This window comes from Arenimonas sp. (assembly GCF_035312645.1).
GTDB lineage: Bacteria > Pseudomonadota > Gammaproteobacteria > Xanthomonadales > Xanthomonadaceae > Arenimonas.
In genome coordinates, this window is record NZ_DATGBO010000134.1 from 1 (window position 1) to 17,546 (window position 17,546).

Below are 17,546 nucleotides of genomic sequence, written 5' to 3' on the forward strand. Positions count from 1 at the left end.
GGTGCAAGCAAGCCCGTGGCCAGCAACGGTACGGCGATTGGCCGCGCGCAGAATCGTCGCGTGGAATTGGTGAAGAATTGATTGCCTGAGGCTCGGTCGCCAGCAAGCTGGCTCCTACGAAGATTCGCGCCGTAGGAGCCAGCTTGCTGGCGACCACGAAAAAGCACCCTCACCGCGGCATCCGCACGCCGCGCCCGACCACGCAATTGCGACCGCGCGCCTTCGCGGCGTAGAGCGCGCGGTCAGCGACCGCGACCAGGTATTCCGGTGCCTGCGACAATGCGGGATACAGCGCGCTCACGCCGATGCTCACGGTGACGCAGTCGGAGACCGGCGAGGCTGGATGCGCCATCGCGTGTTTTTCCACACTGCGACGCAGGCGTTCGGCGAGATCACGGGCCGGGCGCAGGCCGCGGCCGGGCAGCAGCAGGACCAGTTCTTCGCCGCCAAAGCGTGCGACCAGATCGCCATCGCCGATCGCCGCCTGCGTGCACAGACGTGCGAGTTCGCGCAGGCATTCATCGCCATAGAGATGGCCACGGGCATCGTTGAGCGCCTTGAAACAATCGGCATCGACCAACGCGAGCGCCAGCGGTTGGTTCGCATGCGCGAGGCGCTGCCAATCCTGCGCCAGTTGCTGATCGAAGCAACGCCGGTTAGCGATGCCGGTGAGGCCGTCGCTCATCGACAACTGATGCAATTTGCGATTGGCCAGCTCCAGTTCGCCGACCACACGCGCGAGATGGATGGCGCCGGCGATCTGCGCCGCCACCGCATCGAAGACGCCGCAGGCTTCGCCGGTAAAAAAATCCGTGCGCGTGCTCTCGACATTCAACACGCCAAGACGGCGGTCATGATGGTGGATCGGCACCAGGTATTCCGAACGCACCGCGGTATTGCCGGGCACGTAGTCGGGATCTTTCTCGACCGCGAGGATCAACTGCGGCTCGCCGGTGCGCGCGCAGCGGCCGGCGGCACCGACGCTGACCGGCCAGGGAGCGTTCATCGATGCACCGATCGGCGTGTCCAGATCTAGCACACCCGCCCAGACTTCCTGAGTGAACTGAGCGCCGTCGTCGCTGAGCAAAATGATGCTGGCGATGGCAACCGGCAGGCGGCGCACCAGGCAGTCGACGATGCCCTGCAGCACCGCCTCCAGACCCTCGCCCTGCAGCGCTTCGCGCGACACCTGCGCGAGGATTTCGGTAAGCATGGCGCGCCGGCCGGAGGCGTCCCGGTCCACCCAGGACAGACCGTGATCCGGAAGCATCGCGCCGCGCATGTCAGGCTTCGTCATTGCTGGCCAACCCCCTGCCGGGATCAGTCTAGCGCGCAGCAAAGACCGGTGCGAAACCGCGATTCCGCTCGCAATCCAGGCAACCCTCGCAGGCACCCGCCACCACGCCGCGCATCGGCTACGATGCGCACTCGCTGCTCCCGATGAGGTATGCATGGCATCGATCATTTCCATTCAGCAGGTCAACAAGACCTACGCCTCCGGCTTCCAGGCGCTGAAGTCCATCGATCTGGAAATCCGACGCGGCGAGATCTTCGCGCTGCTCGGTCCCAACGGCGCCGGCAAGACCACGCTGATCAGCATCATCTGCGGCATCGTCAACGCCAGCCAGGGCACGGTGCTGGTGGATGGCCACGATATCCGCAAGGATTTCCGCATCACCCGCGCGATGATCGGTCTGGTGCCGCAGGAGTTGTCGACCGATGCTTTCGAGACCGTGTGGTCGACGGTGAAATTCAGTCGCGGCCTGTTCGGTCGGGCGCCGAATCCGGCCTATCTGGAAAAAGTCCTGCGCGACCTGTCGCTCTGGGACAGGAAGGACAGCAAGATCATGACGCTGTCGGGCGGCATGAAGCGGCGCGTGTTGATCGCCAAGGCGTTGTCGCACGAACCGGCCGTTTTGTTTCTCGACGAACCCACCGCCGGCGTCGACGTCGAACTGCGCCGCGACATGTGGCAGATGGTGCGTGATCTGCGCGCCAGCGGCGTGACCATCCTGCTGACCACGCATTACATCGAGGAGGCCGAGGAAATGGCCGACCGCATCGGCGTGATCAGCAAGGGCGAGCTGATCCTGGTCGAGGACAAGGCGGTGCTGATGCGCAAGCTCGGCAAGAAACAGTTGACGCTGCAACTGCAGGCACCGCTGACTTCGATTCCCGCCGCGTTGTCCGGACTGTCGCTGGAGTTGGCCGACGATGGTCACGCGCTGGTCTACACCTTCGACAGCCAGACCGAGGAAACCGGCATCGCCGCACTGCTGAAACTGTTGGGCGAACAAGGCATCGACTTCAAGGACCTGCATTCGAGCGAAAGCTCGCTCGAGGAGATCTTCGTCAGTCTGGTGCATTCGGATAGAAAGGAGATCGCGGCATGAACTGGCATGCGATCCGCGCGATCTACCGTTTCGAAATGGCGCGCACTTTCCGCACCATCACGCAGTCGATCGCCTCGCCGGTGCTGTCGACCTCGCTGTATTTCGTCGTGTTCGGCGCGGCGATCGGCTCGCGCATGGGCAATGTCGATGGCATCAGCTACGGTGCCTTCATCATTCCCGGCCTGGTCATGCTGGCGCTGCTCAACGAAAGCATTTCCAACGCGTCGTTCGGCATCTACATGCCGAAATGGGCCGGTACCATTTTCGAACTGCTGTCGGCGCCGGTTTCGTACATCGAGATCGTGCTCGGCTATGTCGGTGCCGCCGCCAGCAAGTCGGTGATGCTGGGCGTGCTGATCCTGATCACCGCGCGCTTTTTCGTGCCTTACGAAATCGCGCACCCGTTCTGGATGCTCTGCTTCCTGCTGCTCACCTCCGTCACCTTCAGTCTGTTCGGTTTCATCATCGGCCTGTGGGCCGACGACTTCCAGAAACTGCAGGTGATCCCGCTGATGATCATCACGCCGCTGACCTTCCTTGGCGGCGCGTTCTATTCCGTCAACATGCTGCCGCCGATCTGGCAGAAGATCAGCCTGTTCAATCCGGTCGTGTACCTGATCAGCGCGTTCCGCTGGAGCTTTTACGGATTGGCGGACGTGAACGTCGTCGTCAGCGTCAGCGCGATTCTCGGCTTCCTCGCTGCGTGCCTGGCGGCAGTGTGGTGGATTTTCCGCACGGGGTGGAAGTTGAAGCAGTGACTAGTGAGCGGTGAGCGGTGAGCGGTTAAGCATATGAAAGCTCGTCGTCCCCGCGCAGGCGGGGACCCAGTGTCTTTCGCTCTGACTTCAGCCCGCCCATGAGTGAAAAAGTCCGGCCGCATCGCTACGGCCGGACTTTTGTTCACGTGTCACACCAGGCTTACGCCGCCTTCTTCAAGGCCAGCTTGCGTGTGCGCATCTGCTCATGGCACTGACGGACCTGCAACAGCAGGCGGTTGAGCACGGCAAGGGCCGTCGCTGTGGTGTCCTTGTCGGCGATGGCGATGTTGAACGCCTTCAACAGACGGTCCTCGGACTCTTCCAGTTGCGCGACATAGGCATAGTCCTTGTTGCCGAGCAGCGCGCGCACGCTGCCATACAACTTGTTCATGTCGCCGACGATCGTGCCCGACTGCGTCGGCACGTCGCCGGTCGCCTTGATTTCGCTGGACAGCCCCTGGACGATTTCGCCCTTGATGCCGGCCATGCGGGTAAATAGCGATTTCAGTTCCTGGTCGTCCACACGGGTCGCGGCGTACTCGTAAAAATCCTTGCCGTCGCGGGCGACGGCGACCAGATCATTGAGATGCTTGTTGTGGTTCATGAAATGACTCCTTCTATCGCAGGGATGGCCAGTCGATACGAAAATGACAGGTCGCGTTGCGCGGCCGATTCGACTGGAAAGGTGGATGCGAACGACATCGATGCGATGAACGTTGCGTCTCTCCACCTGCGTCGACTGTAGTGTCGCGAGCATGAACCTCGTGTTACGCCATGGCGAGCGCGGCGTGAAATTAATCTCTGCAAATATCGTGTTAGTTGTGCGCGAAGAAATTTCTCGCCCAACTCGGCGCGATGATTGCGTCGATGAAATCATCGTCGCGAGAATGAACGAATCCGCTTCGGCAAGCGATATTCGTGGACCGATCGACGTCGACCCGGACCGTCTGTTTTCGTGCGTGGCGTGCGCTGCTTTTCCCGAACGCGCTATGGTCGGGATTCGCGACTTTCAATTCCGCCAGGACAAAAAGCCATGACGACCCCCGAAGACTCCCCGCAAAAAGGCTTGAAGGCACGCCAATCGAAGGCGGATGCACTCGCTGTCGACGTCAAAAAGCTTGCCGGGCAATACGCCTCGATGGGCAGGAACATGCCGGCGCGAGTCGCCGATGAGCTGGGCATTTCGGTGCGGCTGGTGCGGGAGATTCTCGACGCGGGAGAGCCGGAGGACTGACCAAGGGAACTTGATCCCGAAGCGCCCGACAACCAGCAGAACACATTTTATGTCGGGTCGGAGACTACCGGGATAAAGAGACTTCGATCTTCCCTTGGAGGCGCCAGCCGGAAATATTCCCCGCCTGATACCCTATCGCTTCCCGATGAGCTTGATCATCGCGCCTCCTCCCCGCACCACGGGTTTTCGCCATGCCATTTGTAGTACGCGCCCTTCTGCTTTCTGCCTCGCTGCTGTTACCCACCTTCGTGGCCTGCGCGGACGATTCGAAAGCGTTGAAACCCCAGATCATGATCGTGAAGGTATCGGCGCAGGGCGAGGTGACCGATCTTGACTATCGTACCGAGACTCCGACAGCCATTCGCGATCTCCTCGCTGCATCGGTGCGCTCATGGAAATTTTCCCCGCAGCAGATCGATGGAAAGCCGGTTCCCTGGGCCACCGAGCTGACGGTGTGGCTGGTCGCGCATCCGGATGCGGGCGGATTCCGTCTGACGGTTGATCGCGCCGAGACCGGTAATATTTCGGTCGCCCGCGGCGGCTATCCCGAGATGCCCGTTGGCCTATCGCGATCCTTTCGCCAAGCCCAGGCATGCGTCGACCTGTCGCTCGGCCCGGATGGCAAGACCAACACCATCGAAGCCCTATGGGTCGACGACAGGCCAGTCGGCGAGGATGATCCCATTATGCGTTCGTTGCGGAAGTCGCTTAGCGGTTGGCAACTCAAACCCTTGATTGTCGACGGCACCACGTATTCCGGCGGCGCCGTCCGTGCCGCGGTAGTGTTCAGCGCCACCAATGCGGATATGAGAAGTCTGATTTTTTCCCTGAAATGCCAGATCAAGCCCTTGACTCAGGTCGGTGCTTTTCGATTGCTCACGCCGGTATCAGGGACTGCATTGGAAAACCCGAGCGCGGTGACGGGCAAATAGCGACGCGCGACGGCCCAGCGATTGCAGGGCGACCAAGCATCGCCTCTGTTCCATTTTTCATGCGATACCCCAGGACACCCCCATGATCAACAACGACGTACTGCGCAGCATCCGTTACATGCTCGACCTGAGCGACGGCAGGATCGTCGAGATCACGCAGTTGGCGGATGCGGGTTTCGCGATCGAAAAAGCCGATGTGCAGGCTTTCCTGAAGAAGGACGAGGACCCGGACTACGTCGAATGCCCCGATCGCGTGATGGCGCATTTTCTCGATGGCCTGGTTTTCCATCTGCGCGGCAAGGATGAGAGCCGGCCGCCACGGCCGGTGGAAAAGCGCATGACCAACAACATCGTGATGAAGAAGCTGCGCGTCGCGCTGGAGCTCAAGGATGTGGACATGCACCAGGCCTTCGAGGACGCTGGCTTTCCGGTGACCAAGCCGGAGTTGTCGGCACTGTTCCGGCAACCCGACCACAAGCATTTCCGCGCCTGTGGCGACCAGATGCTGCGCAACTTCCTGAAAGGATTGACGCTGCGTCTGCGCGGCGCATGAAGCCAGCGCCAGCCAGCTCCACGCGCGTGCGTCGTCGTGCTGGCGGAGCGGTGGAATTGGCAGGCTCGGAATGAATTTTCGAAACCGCGGGCCGACGCCTGTTTTGCGTTCCGCGCGATGGATCACGCCGACCATGACTTATGGCAGGGCCAGTGAGCCGCTCCACGGGCTTTCTTAGGCGCTAACATCGACGCCTGCCCACGCGAGTGCGAGTGACGCCATGTCCCAGTCCTGCCCTTCCCGTTCCACCGTCGTGTTCACTGCGCTGCTGTCCGCAGCGTTCGTTGCACCTGCATTCGCGCAGGTAGCAGCATCAGCACCCACAGCAAGCGCAGCCGCGCGCGCCGAGACGCCGTATCTTTCCCAGGAAGACGCCGCTGCACGTTCGGCGCGCGTAGCGAACGTCGCCTACACGCTCGACTTCACGCTGACCGGCGAGCCGACGTTCAATGCGACCAGCCGCATCGACTTCGATCTCAAGGATGCCGCCGCACCGCTGACCGTCGACCTCGACAAAGCAAAAATCGCCACGCTCACGGTGAACGGCAAGAAGATCGCGCCGACCTATAACCAGTGGTTCATCACGCTGCCCGCCTCCAGCCTGCACGCTGGTCGCAATAGCGTCAGCGTGAGTTACGAGCGCGAGCACAGCACCAATGGCGAAGGCCTGCATCGCTACGTCGACAAGACCGACGGCCGCGTCTACCTGTATTCGCATTTCGAACCTGCGGCCGCGCACCAGATGTTCGCCGGCTTCGATCAACCTGATCTCAAGGCGACCTACACGCTGACCGCGACGGCGCCGAAAGATTGGGAAGTGATTTCCTCCACGCGCGAAACCGGCATCCAGGATCTCGGCACGACGCGGCGCTGGACCTTCCCGGCTACGCCGAAACTCAGCCCGTACAACTTCTCCATGCATGCCGGCCCCTACAAGAAGTGGGAGGACAACAGCGGCAAGTACCCGATGCGCCTGTTCGTGCGCCAGTCGCTGGCCTCGCAGGTGTCGCCGCAGGATTGGTTCCGCTACACCAAGCAGGGCCTGGCGTACTACGACAATTATTTCGGCATCGCCTACCCGTTCAAGAAATACGATCAGATCCTCGTGCCGCAATTCATCTATGGCGCAATGGAAAATGCCGGAGCGATTACCTTCACCGAAAACCGCTTCACCAGCCCGAGCGCGATGACCGCGGCCGATCGCCAGCAGCTGGCGTCGGTAATCCTGCACGAGATGGCGCACCAGTGGTTCGGTGATCTCGTCACGATGCGCTGGTGGAATGGCCTGTGGCTCAACGAGAGTTTCGCCTCGTACATGGCGACGTTGGCCAGCGCGACTTCCGGTGAATTCGACAACCCGTGGCTGGCGCAATACCGCAGCAAGCAGGGCGCGTACCGCACCGACGAAAGCATCACCACGCATCCGATCGAAGTGCCGGTGCCGTCGACGGCGAATGCCTTCGACAATATCGATGCGATTACCTACAACAAAGGTGCCTCGACGCTGCACCAGCTGCGCAAGATGATCGGCGACGAGGCCTTCCAGCGTGGTGTGCACGATTACCTCACCACGCATTCCTACGGCAATGCCACGCTCGACGATTTCATCGGCGCGCTGTCGAAAGCCTCCGGCCGGGATCTGAAGCCTTGGGCGCAGGAATGGCTGTACCAGCCGGGCGTGGACAAGCTCAGCGCTGATTTCACCTGCAGCGCCGGAAAAATCAATCGCTTTACCTTGCAGCAGACCGCGGCCAATGCCGCCAATCCGACGCTGCGTTCGCAGCTCGTGCAGGTCGCTTTGTTCAACCTCACGGGCGACAAGCTGGTGCTCGCGAACAAACAGGCGGTGACCTACAGCGGCGCCAGCACCGATGTGCCGGCACTCGTGGGTCAGGCCTGTCCCGATCTGGTGTATCCGAACTACGAGGACTGGGGTTTCGCGAAAGTCGTGCTCGATGCGAAGTCCTTCGCGACCGCGCGCACGCATCTGGCCAGCATCGACGATCCGCTGCTGCGTTCGATGATGTGGCAGAGCCTCACCGACGGCCTGGTCGATCGCCGTCTGGGCCTCGAGGATTACGTGCAGACCACGCTGGCCAATGCGCCGAAAGAACGCGACTACACGCTGCTGCGTCAGGCCCTGGGCAATATCACGCTCGCGAAAGGTTTCCTGGGCACGTTCGCATCGGGCTCGGCACTCGATCGCCGCCTCGGTGCGAGCATGGAAAGCACGGTGTGGGCCGGGCTGCTTGCCGATCATGCCGATCGCGACCGCGCGCGCTCATGGCTGGATACATATATCGATATCGCCAGCAGTGATGCCGGACTTGCGCGACTCGGCGACATTCTCAACGGCAAAGTCGATGCCGGCGGCGTCGAGATCGATCAGGACGTGCGCTGGTCGATCATCGAACAACTCAATTTCCATGCCGTGCCCGGCAGCGATGCCTTGATCACGCAGGAACTCGCGCGCGACAAGAGCGAGAGCGGGCAGCTGGCTTCGCTGGCGGCGACCGTGATCCGCCCCGATGCCGCAGTCAAAGCAGCCTGGCTGACGAAGGTCCAGTCGCTGGACAACAGCGAACCGTTCGCACGCCTGCGCGCGGCGATGGGCGCACTGTATCCCGGCGGCCAGGAGACATTGTCCGAACCCAGCGCCGCGCAACGCCTCGCCACGCTCGCCGACATCGACAAGAAAGCCGATCGCGTATTCATGCGCGCCTACGCCGGCAGCATGATCCCCGCAACCTGCACGCCGGCGAGTGTCGATCGTCTCGCGCAGGCGATCGCCGCCAATACCACGCTCAGCGCCGGCACACGCCGCTCGCTGCTGCTGCGCCATGAAAACGACGTGCGCTGCGTGGCGATCCGCGCGGCGTTTGATGAGTCGCAGAAGAAGAAATAGTTTTCATCGGCAGCGATGCAATGAAGAAGGGCCGGCGATTGCCGGCCTTTTTTTGTCTCGTAGAAAAGTCGGTCGGGGCGAGCGTTCGCGGCGACGGAGAGTCGCGCCTCATGGTTCAAATGGCATATGCCGATGGTTCGGGCGTTGGGTAGGATCGGTGGCGCCGACATCGCGGAACGCCAGACGGAACGTGGCCAACCCATTTGTTGACGCTTCCACTTCAATTGACGACCACATCACGCCAAGGACTGTCCCAATGAAACAGCTCCCCCTCGCCATCGCGCTGTTCTTCGGTGCGGTTACCGCCGCCACCGCAGCGACGCACGGCATCTCTCCCGGCGACATGGACAAGAATGCGCAGGCCTGCACGAATTTCTTCGACTACGCCAACGGCACCTGGCGCAAGGACAACGCGATTCCCGAGTACATGGATCGCTGGAGCCGGCGCTGGCAGTCGGGCGAGGTGAACAAGGAGCACGTGCGCGACATCCTCACCGAGACCTCGGCGAAGTCGGATTGGCCGAAAGGCAGTGCACAGCAGTTGTCCGGCGATTACTACGCCGCCTGCATGAACGAAGACGCGGTGAACCAGGCCGGCATCACGCCGATCAAGCCGCTGCTCGACGAAGTCGCCGCGATCAAGACGCGCGCGCAATTGCAGGCGGCGATCGGCCACATGCAGTTGCTCGGGATCACCACCGGCGTCGGCGTTTACGCCGCGCAAGACCTGCACGACCCGACGCAGATGGTGGCGCATGTGGTCGCCGGCGGCCTCGGTCTGCCCGATCGCGATTACTACCTCAAGACAGAGCCACGCTTCGTCGAGGCGCGCGCCAAGTATCACGAACATGTCGCCAAGATGTTCATCCTCGCCGGCTCGACACCAGCTGCCGCCGACACCGCAGCCACCTCGGTGTTCGAGTTGGAAAAACGCCTCGCCGCGGCCACGCTCGACAACGTCGCGCAACGCGATCCGCTGCAGAGCGATCACAAGACCACGTTCGCCGGGCTGCAGAAAATGGCGCCGGACTTTGACTGGGCGCGTTATTTCGACGACGCAAAACTGCCGCGCATCGACCTCAACGTCACCGAGCCGGCCTTCGTCGCCGCGTTCGGCAAGGAAGTCGCCAACGCGCCGTTCGAACAATGGCGCGACTACCTGCGTTGGCATGTGCTCGATGGTTCCGCGAACATGCTGTCGGCACCGTTCGTCAAACAGAACTTCGAGTTCTTCAGCAGATACCTCAGCGGCGCAACCGAAATGAAGCCGCGCTGGAAGCAATGCGCCGAAAACACCGACAGCCTGCTCGGCGAGGCGCTGGGCAAGGCCTATATCGAGAAATACTTCCCGGCCGAAGGCAAGGCGCGCATGGAAGACATGGTCAAGAACCTGCGCCTGGCGATGCAACAAACCATCGACAGCGCAACCTGGATGAGCCCGGAGACCAAGGCCAAGGCGCAGGAAAAACTCGCCGCGTTCAACTCCAAGGTCGCCTACCCCGACAAATGGAAAACCTACAACGGCGTCGTGGTCGCGCGCTCGTCGTATTACAACGACGCCATCGGCGCGATCCGCTGGAACATCGCCGACAACCTCGCGCAGGCCGGCAAGCCGGTCGACCGCAGCCGCTGGGGCATGACGCCGCCGACCTCGAATGCTTATTACGATGCGTCGATGAACGAGATCGTGTTCCCGGCCGGCATCCTGCAGCCGCCTGCGTTCGATGTCACCGCGACCGATGCGGTGAATTACGGCGCGATCGGCGTGGTCATTGGTCACGAAATCAGCCACGGCTTCGATGATCAGGGCGCGCAATTCGATGGTCAAGGTCGCTTGAGTAACTGGTGGACGGCCGCCGATCACAAACAGTTCGAGGCGCGCGGCCAGTGCGTGGTCAATCAGTTCGATAGTTACTTCATCGAGCCGGGGATTCACCACAACGGCAAGCTGGTGCTCGGCGAATCGATCGGTGATCTCGGCGGCGCGAAACTCGCCTACCTCGCGTACAAGATTTCGCGCGAAGGCAAAGGCCCGGAACCGACCATCGATGGCTTCACGCCCGAACAGCAATTCTTCCTCGCCTGGGGTCAGTGGCGCGGCGACGAGACCCGCCCGGAAACCCAACGCACCATGGTGCAGGGTGACCCGCACCCGGTCGCGAAATTCCGCGTCAACGGCCCACTGTCGAACCTGCCCGCGTTCAAGGCAGCGTTCAACTGCAAGGCCGGCGATGCGATGGTGCGCGCGGAGAAAGATCGGTGTGAGGTTTGGTGATTGCGGTTTACAGGTGGCGGGTGTTGGGGCGGAGTTTGCTTGCAGGAATGACGCTCCGCAGCCTGCTCTGACCTGTCCTTCTCGGATGCAGAAGAAGTTGGCGTCAACGTAAGCAGAAAGGGCCGGCGAATCGCCGGCCCTTTTTGTTGGTGAGAATTAGAGTGCGCTTTTCGATTGGGTACTCTGACCCCTGTTTTTCCAACCACTCAGATACGCTTCGCCCTCTTCGCCGCCTTGCTCTCTTTTTTCAACGGCCCAGCGACGGGACAGACCGCCATCGCAAACTGCGAGAGGGTATTGACGAGGTTGTCCGGATTGAGGCGGTAGACAACGAACTGGCCGCGGCGTTCGCCGGTGATCAGACCGGCATTTTCGAGCACGGACAGGTGGCGAGAGATCGAGGGCGCGCTCATCGCGAAACGCGCGGCGATGTCGCCAGCAGGCAGTTCCTGTTCCGACAGGTAGGCCAGGATCTGGCGTCGGGGCGAGGACGCGAGGGCTTCGAAAATCTTGTCGCTCATGCGGCTGGTACTTGGCCTGGTCGGAGTCGCGTCGCCGCGAATGGTCTTGTTCGGGTCATAGCGTAGCAAGTCCGGATGCGGAAAAACGCGAGCCCCGCGACGGCTTCAGCCGGCGCGGGGCGTTCAACACGAAATTTCAGCGCGGCAACGGCGGCGGCGCGACCTTCGGACCGTTCTGATACTCGTTCGTGCGCACCCAGCCACTAACCGTGCGGCCGAAGCGGGCAATCATGATCATGTTGAAGAAGTGCATGCCGCCCAGCACCAGCACCGACACGCCAATCTTGCTGCCCACGTATGGAATCAGGCCGACCTGATCGAGATTCCAACCATCCAGACGCAAGCCGATGAAGCCGAGGTTGATCAGATAGAAGCCGACAACCAGCAAGTGATTGGTCGACTTCGCCAACACCTCGTCCTGCCCGAAGCATTTGACCAGAAACACCTCGCCATTCTTCGACAAGGTATGCGCGACCCAAACGGTCATCGCGATCGAGACGATCAGGTAGGTGAGGTAGCTCATTTCTACGTTCATGGCGGTACTCCTGAGGTTGAAATTGATTGCTTAATTAGCACATATGCTAAATGGCTAACTATACAAAGTCAATCATCCCCTATGTCCGTCATGATCCCGACAGGGATGCCGCGTCAGCGCGGGGAAGCAGCGGTCAAAAACAGGCAAAAGCAGAGGGCAGAGTACTGTTAAGAACGGACCCTGACCGCTGTTCTTCAGGGCAAGAATGATCGACATGGCAGGCACCGATAGGACTAGGCAATGGTGCCGCATCTCCGATGTAGTCGCCGGTTTGCGCTGTCCTGGCGAACCAGGAGTCGGTGTAAACCCGGGGTCAGAATACTTTTCAGAGACGTACTCTGTCCCCTGCTTTTGCCGGCTTCTCCCGCAAGTGACAACCCGCCCCTTCGGCGCTAGATTGACTCCATCAGCCACTCCGGGAACCGCCATGGCCAATGCCCCCGTCATCGACTCTCCCTGTCCATTCCAAGTCTCGGCCTTGCCTACGGCAGGACGCGATCATTGCGGGCATTGCGATCGGCAGGTGCATAACCTCGACGGGATGAGCGGATCGCAGCGCCGAGCCTTCATGCAGAGTTGTACGGGAAAAGTCTGTGTGGCCTATACCGTGCATCAGAGTGCGCAGCGCCGGAACCTGTCTTTGGGTGTGGGCCTGCTGGCTTCGTTGACCGGATCCGCGGCGATGGCGATTGCGCCTCAGACTCCGACCGGGATGAGCCCCAAGGACCAAGCGGTGGCAGCCGCACCAAAAACCGATGCCACGAAGCCGATCGACGCCAATGCTGATCAAGGCACGACGACACATACGGTAGAACAGATTGGAGATTGGCAGGTCGCGGTCGCCACCACGATTCTGACGGCAGAGCAGATTGCACAAATTCCGGCACCACGCGGCGGCGGCATTGATCCCTATACGCTGCAGTCCACCTCTTTCGTAACGGTTGGCAGCGTGCTCGACGCCAAGCAAGCACGTTGGGCGGACGAGTCGGAACTCACCGCGACGGATCATTCGACGCTACCGGAAATTGGTTCCGAAGACTGGCTGCCGAGCAAGAAGACGCCCTGAGTTTCAAGGCATGTTTACGATACCCGCGCGTTCTATCTTCAGGTGCGGCAGTTGCGCGAAGGCATCGTAGACTTCATCGGGATTGCCATCGCCGACCGCCAATGCGATGTGGGTGGAGTCGAAATCGCCCAATGCGGCGTCGTAACTTACCCAATCGCTGGCGTTCCAGACCTGCACCCAGACATGCGGACTGAACACTTCCTTGCGTCCGCTGAAACGATCCGAGTAGGCAAGACCGACCACCACGCGCGCGGGGATGCCCTGCGAACGCGCGAGCGCGGCCAGCACAGTCGCGAACTCGGCGCAGCCGCCGCGGCGATTGCGGATCGACTGCACCGCATCGGTGTAGCCGAGGTAGTTGACTTCACTGCGCAGCGTCGCCTGCACGACGGCGACGAGGCGACGCATGTGTGAGTCAACGTCAGCCGCAGGATCTCCTGCGCGCGCGGCAAGACGCCGAACCTCACGATGATCACTTTGCACCCAGGGATTGGGGGCGAGATAGGCGTCGACGTAAGCGGCGGCATCCGGGGGTGTTACGCCACATTGCCGGCAGATCGTGACAACGGCCTCGCCATTGGAGCGGGCCACAGTCTGGTCACCGGTATCGACAATGATCAACGGCTTGCCATCATCGCGCGACAGCACATAACGCAACGTGCGCTGCGCGGCGCTCTTGGGAATGCGGTAGGGCGACGCGACGACCATGCGACCGATCAAGTCCATTGGCTTCGCAATGATGCGGTCACAATTTTCCAGGCAGCGTTGGCGCACAAATGGCAGGCCACCGAATTCGCCAGCGATGCGTTGCACCGTACCGGCAGCATCGAAGAACCAGCGCTCCTCCTGCGCGGGCAGGCCATGCGTGCGGAAGGCGACGCAATGAAAGGAGGCATCGTGCTCAGAAGTCGACGGACAGACGCCGAGATCGGCCTGCACAGTGCGCATGGCGCGGATGTCGAAGAACGGAAAACTGTCGTTCGCTGAGCCTGGTTGCCAGGCACGCAGGCGATCGATGAGTTGAAAGGGGAATACGGTAGTGGTGGGAAATTGCGCGCTATTCAATGCATCGCCGTGATCAGCACCGTTGATATGGATGTGACCGTCGACGATTTTGCCCGCGTCATGCTGCGACATCAGGCCGGCTCTGAAGCGCCGTGTGTAGGCCAATGATGCGTTGGGCTGGCGGACGATATCGAAGCGGGTATCGATGGCAGCGCGGCCACGTGCCTGTGTAGTGCGCAAGGTCATCGTTTCGGAATAACTCTCGCGTCCCGCATCGTTGCGCCATTGCCATTGCGCTGTGCCGACATGATCGCCGTCGACATAAACGAGGAACGTTTCGGTCTGTAATGGAGTGGTCGCGGCATGAACCGTAGGGAATGGCAGAGCCAATGCAGCCAACGTGATGGCGAAACCACAAGCCCTGAAGCTGAGAGCGGGGAACCTGGGGATGGCAGCTCTCCAAATATGGCTTTCTAAGGTGAGGCTAGACGTTTGTAGTGCACCCCTCACCCTTCTCCTCTCCCGCTCGCCGGGAGAGGAGATCAACTGCTGGGAGAATTCTCGGAGAAAGAGCCCAGAGCAGAAGCAACGAAGAGTGAGGATCGGGAACAGTTTCCCGGAACAGTCAGAATTCCCTCGTCGTCCCAATCAAGCCGCCACGTCGATGTATTCCACTTGGCTCGAAGGTGGCGGAATCGGCTCGCCGTCTTCGCGCATTCCGGCCATATGCATTTCGATGGCACTGCGGATGCGGTGCTCGACCTCTTCGATCGTTGCACCGGTGGCAATGCATCCGGGCAGGTCGGGCACATAGGCGGAATAGTTGGCCCCTGCGTCTTCGATCACGACGGCGTAGCGCATGGCGTTACCTCTTCAGTCCGGCTTGCTTGAGGATGTTCTGGAGCGTGCCGGCGGCGACATCATCGCCCGGTTTCCCGGCTACTGTCACGCGGCCCAACTTTTTTGCGTGCTTGAGTTGGCGGTGACTACCGCGCTGGCCAACCAAAACCCAGCCGTCCGCATGCAGCAGGGAGAGAATTTCGCGGACTTTGGTAGGCATGGCACAACTCGTCGCGGTTGGACGAATCGTGCTGCTCCGGATGCTGCGGGCGGATCGGGGAAGATGGTTGGGTGTTGCAGGAGAAAGTTGGTTTGTGGCGAGAGCGAATCCTCTTTCTGGATCTTCTTCTTAGGGAGAGAGGGAATATTTTTGAGCCGGGGTCAGAGTGCGGCTTCGAAAACGCACTCTGACCCCGTTTTGCCCAAAACGCACTCTGACCCTGTTTTTCCCTCATCGGCAGCGGTCGATCACCGGTTCGAATTGAGGAATGGAATCGCTGCGTTCGGAATCATCGTGGTCGGCAGCACGCCGTTCCAGCGCTCAGCCTTGGTCAGCTCGACCAGATCCTGATTCTGCGCCAGCGCGGCGGCACGGGCCTTGATGGCAGTGGCCTGGGCTTCGCCCTTGATGCGGGTGGATTCGGCATCGGCACGGGCGCGCGCCAGGCTCGAGTCCGCCTGGCCGTTGGCTTGCGTAACGGCAATCTGCGCCTGGACCTTTTCCTTCTCGAGATTCTGCTTCTCGGTCTGCACCAGCACCTCGGCCTGCATGCGCAGCTCGATCGATTTTTCGTAGGCATCGGAGAAATCGATGTTCTCGATCTGCACGCCGTCGATCACCACCGGGCCCTTGACCGCTTCGCGGATCGCCCGGGTCACGTCCTTCACGAAGGTCACGCGGTTCTGCACCGCGGAGATCGCCGTGTATTGGCCAAACACATTTTCCACCTGGGTCGGCACCTGACGGTCGATGATGCGGCTGGTCAGGCCTTCGACGCTGCCGTATTCGGAATAGAGCGCGATCACATCCGCCGGCGGTACGTGGAAGCTCACCGACACCCGGATCTCGGCGGTCTGCTGGTCGCTGCTGTAGGCCGAGACCTTGTCGTACATCGTGGTGAGGTTCTGTACCGGGATGCGCTTGATCGAATCGATGATCGGCACCTTGAAGCCCAGTCCCGGGTCCGCGCTGCCGACCACCGCGCCATTGCGCAGGTGCACGCCGCGCTCGCCTTGGTCGATCGTGTACCAGGAACCGAAGAACAACGTCGCCACCACCAGCACCACCAACGCCAGCGTCAGCCACGCCCAAGGAAACCGCCCCTTCACCGCCGATCCAATCGTCTGCAACACAGTCATCCCCTTTTTTCAGGAGCCGGCCGGCTCCGTTGATGGCCATGGTATGCGAATGGCAGGACAAGCCCGCAGGACGACCGTCACAACCCACGCTGCTTCCTCTGGCGCGACTCAAACTGCGCTCGTTTGCGCCAGGCTGCGAACGACAGCGGCGGTTTTCATCGAACGCGCCGGATCATGCCGCCCCGGCAATAGCTGCAAGGCATCCCGATAGGCAACCGCTATTGCCGGCATCGGCAATAACGATTTTATCTATCCGGAATCGAGGTCTACTCTCGGCAGGCATCCATTGAAGCAACCTCAGGAGAAAGCCATGGCAACCGAATCGAAATGTCCGTTTCCGCACGGCGCACGCAGCAACGCGGTGAGCGGAACCCAGTCGAACGCCGATTGGTGGCCCAATCAGTTGAACCTGAAAATCCTGCACCAGCATTCGCCGCAGTCCAATCCCATGGGCACGGCGTTCGATTACGCCGCCGAATTCAAGACGCTGGATCTTGATGCCGTCATCAAGGACCTCACCGCGCTGATGACCGACTCGCAGGACTGGTGGCCGGCGGACTACGGCCATTACGGGCCGTTCTTCATCCGCATGACCTGGCACGCCGCCGGCACGTATCGCATCGCCGATGGTCGCGGTGGCGGCGGCACCGGCGCGCAGCGTTTCGCGCCGCTCAACAGCTGGCCGGACAACGGCAACCTCGACAAGGCGCGGCGCCTGCTCTGGCCGATCAAACAAAAATACGGCCGCAAAATTTCCTGGGCCGACCTGATCATCCTCACCGGCAACGTCGCGATGGACTCGATGGGCTTCAAGACCTTCGGCTTCGGCGGCGGCCGCGCGGATATCTGGGAGCCCGAAGAGGACATCTACTGGGGGCCGGAAGAAAAGTGGCTGGCGGACGAGCGCTACAGCGGTGATCGCGAGCTCGCCAACCCGCTCGCCGCGGTGCAGATGGGCCTCATCTACGTGAACCCCGAAGGCCCGAACGGCAAACCCGACCCGGTCGGATCGGCGCGCGACATTCGCGAGACCTTCGCGCGCATGGCGATGAACGACGAGGAGACCGTCGCGCTCGTCGCGGGCGGGCACACGTTCGGCAAATGCCATGGCGCCGGCGACGTCAAGCACGTCGGCGCAGAACCCGAAGGCGCGAACGTCGAGGAACTCGG

Annotated in this window: 18 protein-coding genes; 10 read left to right on the top strand and 8 right to left on the bottom strand. The window is 61.3% G+C overall.

What is annotated here, in order from left to right; genetic code table 11:
• Window positions 1-169 precede the first annotated feature (169 nt).
• Entirely contained in the window at window positions 170-1,213 is a 1,044-nt protein-coding gene (locus VKM35_RS11990) for a sensor domain-containing diguanylate cyclase (protein ID WP_324321251.1), read from the bottom strand.
• A 238-nt stretch (window positions 1,214-1,451) separates the two neighbouring features.
• Between VKM35_RS11990 and VKM35_RS11995 the strand changes: the two genes are divergently transcribed.
• On the top strand, window positions 1,452-2,393 hold the full coding sequence (locus tag VKM35_RS11995) for an ABC transporter ATP-binding protein (protein WP_324321252.1): 942 nt from the start codon (window positions 1,452-1,454) through the stop codon (window positions 2,391-2,393).
• Window positions 2,390-3,151, top strand: a complete 762-nt coding sequence (locus VKM35_RS12000) for an ABC transporter permease (protein ID WP_324321253.1) — start codon at window positions 2,390-2,392, stop codon at window positions 3,149-3,151. The genes VKM35_RS11995 and VKM35_RS12000 overlap by 4 nt, the downstream gene beginning before the upstream one ends.
• A gap of 160 nt (window positions 3,152-3,311) precedes the next feature.
• Here the strand turns inward: VKM35_RS12000 and VKM35_RS12005 are convergent, their stop codons facing one another.
• Window positions 3,312-3,755 carry a PA2169 family four-helix-bundle protein gene (locus VKM35_RS12005; RefSeq protein WP_324321254.1) on the bottom strand — a complete coding sequence of 148 codons (444 nt, stop codon included), beginning with the start codon at window positions 3,753-3,755 and terminating at the stop codon, window positions 3,312-3,314.
• Window positions 3,756-3,906: 151 nt separating this feature from the next.
• Here VKM35_RS12005 and VKM35_RS12010 point away from each other — a divergent pair, with 151 nt between their 5' ends.
• The 6 genes from VKM35_RS12010 to VKM35_RS12035 all read left to right on the top strand — a co-directional run bounded on the left by VKM35_RS12010 (window position 3,907) and on the right by VKM35_RS12035 (window position 11,050).
• The gene (locus VKM35_RS12010) at window positions 3,907-4,188 is read left to right on the top strand and encodes a hypothetical protein (protein WP_324321255.1); all 282 of its coding nucleotides are present in this window, start codon (window positions 3,907-3,909) and stop codon (window positions 4,186-4,188) included.
• Window positions 4,185-4,385, top strand: coding sequence for a hypothetical protein (locus VKM35_RS12015; protein ID WP_324321256.1), 201 nt, complete (start codon window positions 4,185-4,187; stop codon window positions 4,383-4,385). The genes VKM35_RS12010 and VKM35_RS12015 overlap by 4 nt, the downstream gene beginning before the upstream one ends.
• A gap of 191 nt (window positions 4,386-4,576) precedes the next feature.
• Window positions 4,577-5,317, top strand: a complete 741-nt coding sequence (locus VKM35_RS12020; RefSeq protein WP_324321257.1) for a hypothetical protein — start codon at window positions 4,577-4,579, stop codon at window positions 5,315-5,317.
• 82 nt (window positions 5,318-5,399) lie between these two features.
• On the top strand, window positions 5,400-5,870 hold the full coding sequence (locus tag VKM35_RS12025; RefSeq protein WP_324321258.1) for a DUF1456 family protein: 471 nt from the start codon (window positions 5,400-5,402) through the stop codon (window positions 5,868-5,870).
• Window positions 5,871-6,090: 220 nt separating this feature from the next.
• Window positions 6,091-8,775, top strand: coding sequence for an aminopeptidase N (gene pepN / locus VKM35_RS12030; RefSeq protein WP_324321259.1), 2,685 nt, complete (start codon window positions 6,091-6,093; stop codon window positions 8,773-8,775).
• A gap of 256 nt (window positions 8,776-9,031) precedes the next feature.
• A complete protein-coding gene (locus tag VKM35_RS12035) occupies window positions 9,032-11,050 on the top strand; it encodes a M13 family metallopeptidase (RefSeq protein WP_324321260.1) in 2,019 nt (672 codons plus the stop codon).
• A gap of 206 nt (window positions 11,051-11,256) precedes the next feature.
• Here VKM35_RS12035 and VKM35_RS12040 read toward each other — a convergent pair whose 3' ends face one another.
• Window positions 11,257-11,571, bottom strand: a complete 315-nt coding sequence (locus VKM35_RS12040; RefSeq protein WP_324321261.1) for a metalloregulator ArsR/SmtB family transcription factor — start codon at window positions 11,569-11,571, stop codon at window positions 11,257-11,259.
• Between the two features lie 136 nt (window positions 11,572-11,707).
• Entirely contained in the window at window positions 11,708-12,106 is a 399-nt protein-coding gene (locus VKM35_RS12045; protein WP_324321262.1) for a hypothetical protein, read from the bottom strand.
• A gap of 427 nt (window positions 12,107-12,533) precedes the next feature.
• Between VKM35_RS12045 and VKM35_RS12050 the strand changes: the two genes are divergently transcribed.
• Entirely contained in the window at window positions 12,534-13,172 is a 639-nt protein-coding gene (locus tag VKM35_RS12050) for a hypothetical protein (RefSeq protein ID WP_324321263.1), read from the top strand.
• Between the two features lie 3 nt (window positions 13,173-13,175).
• On the opposite strand, the gene VKM35_RS12055 is transcribed toward VKM35_RS12050, so the two are convergent.
• The 4 genes from VKM35_RS12055 to VKM35_RS12070 form a co-directional block, all read right to left on the bottom strand.
• A complete protein-coding gene (locus VKM35_RS12055) occupies window positions 13,176-14,723 on the bottom strand; it encodes a transglutaminase-like domain-containing protein (protein WP_324321264.1) in 1,548 nt (515 codons plus the stop codon).
• 102 nt (window positions 14,724-14,825) lie between these two features.
• Entirely contained in the window at window positions 14,826-15,038 is a 213-nt protein-coding gene (locus VKM35_RS12060) for a type II toxin-antitoxin system HicB family antitoxin (protein ID WP_324321265.1), read from the bottom strand.
• Window positions 15,039-15,042: 4 nt separating this feature from the next.
• Window positions 15,043-15,237, bottom strand: a complete 195-nt coding sequence (locus VKM35_RS12065; RefSeq protein ID WP_324321266.1) for a type II toxin-antitoxin system HicA family toxin — start codon at window positions 15,235-15,237, stop codon at window positions 15,043-15,045.
• Window positions 15,238-15,485: 248 nt separating this feature from the next.
• Window positions 15,486-16,376, bottom strand: a complete 891-nt coding sequence (locus VKM35_RS12070) for a prohibitin family protein (protein ID WP_324321267.1) — start codon at window positions 16,374-16,376, stop codon at window positions 15,486-15,488.
• A gap of 310 nt (window positions 16,377-16,686) precedes the next feature.
• Between VKM35_RS12070 and VKM35_RS12075 the strand changes: the two genes are divergently transcribed.
• Window positions 16,687-17,546 (top strand): peroxidase family protein (locus VKM35_RS12075; RefSeq protein WP_324321268.1); only part of this gene is annotated, 860 nt, incomplete at its 3' end.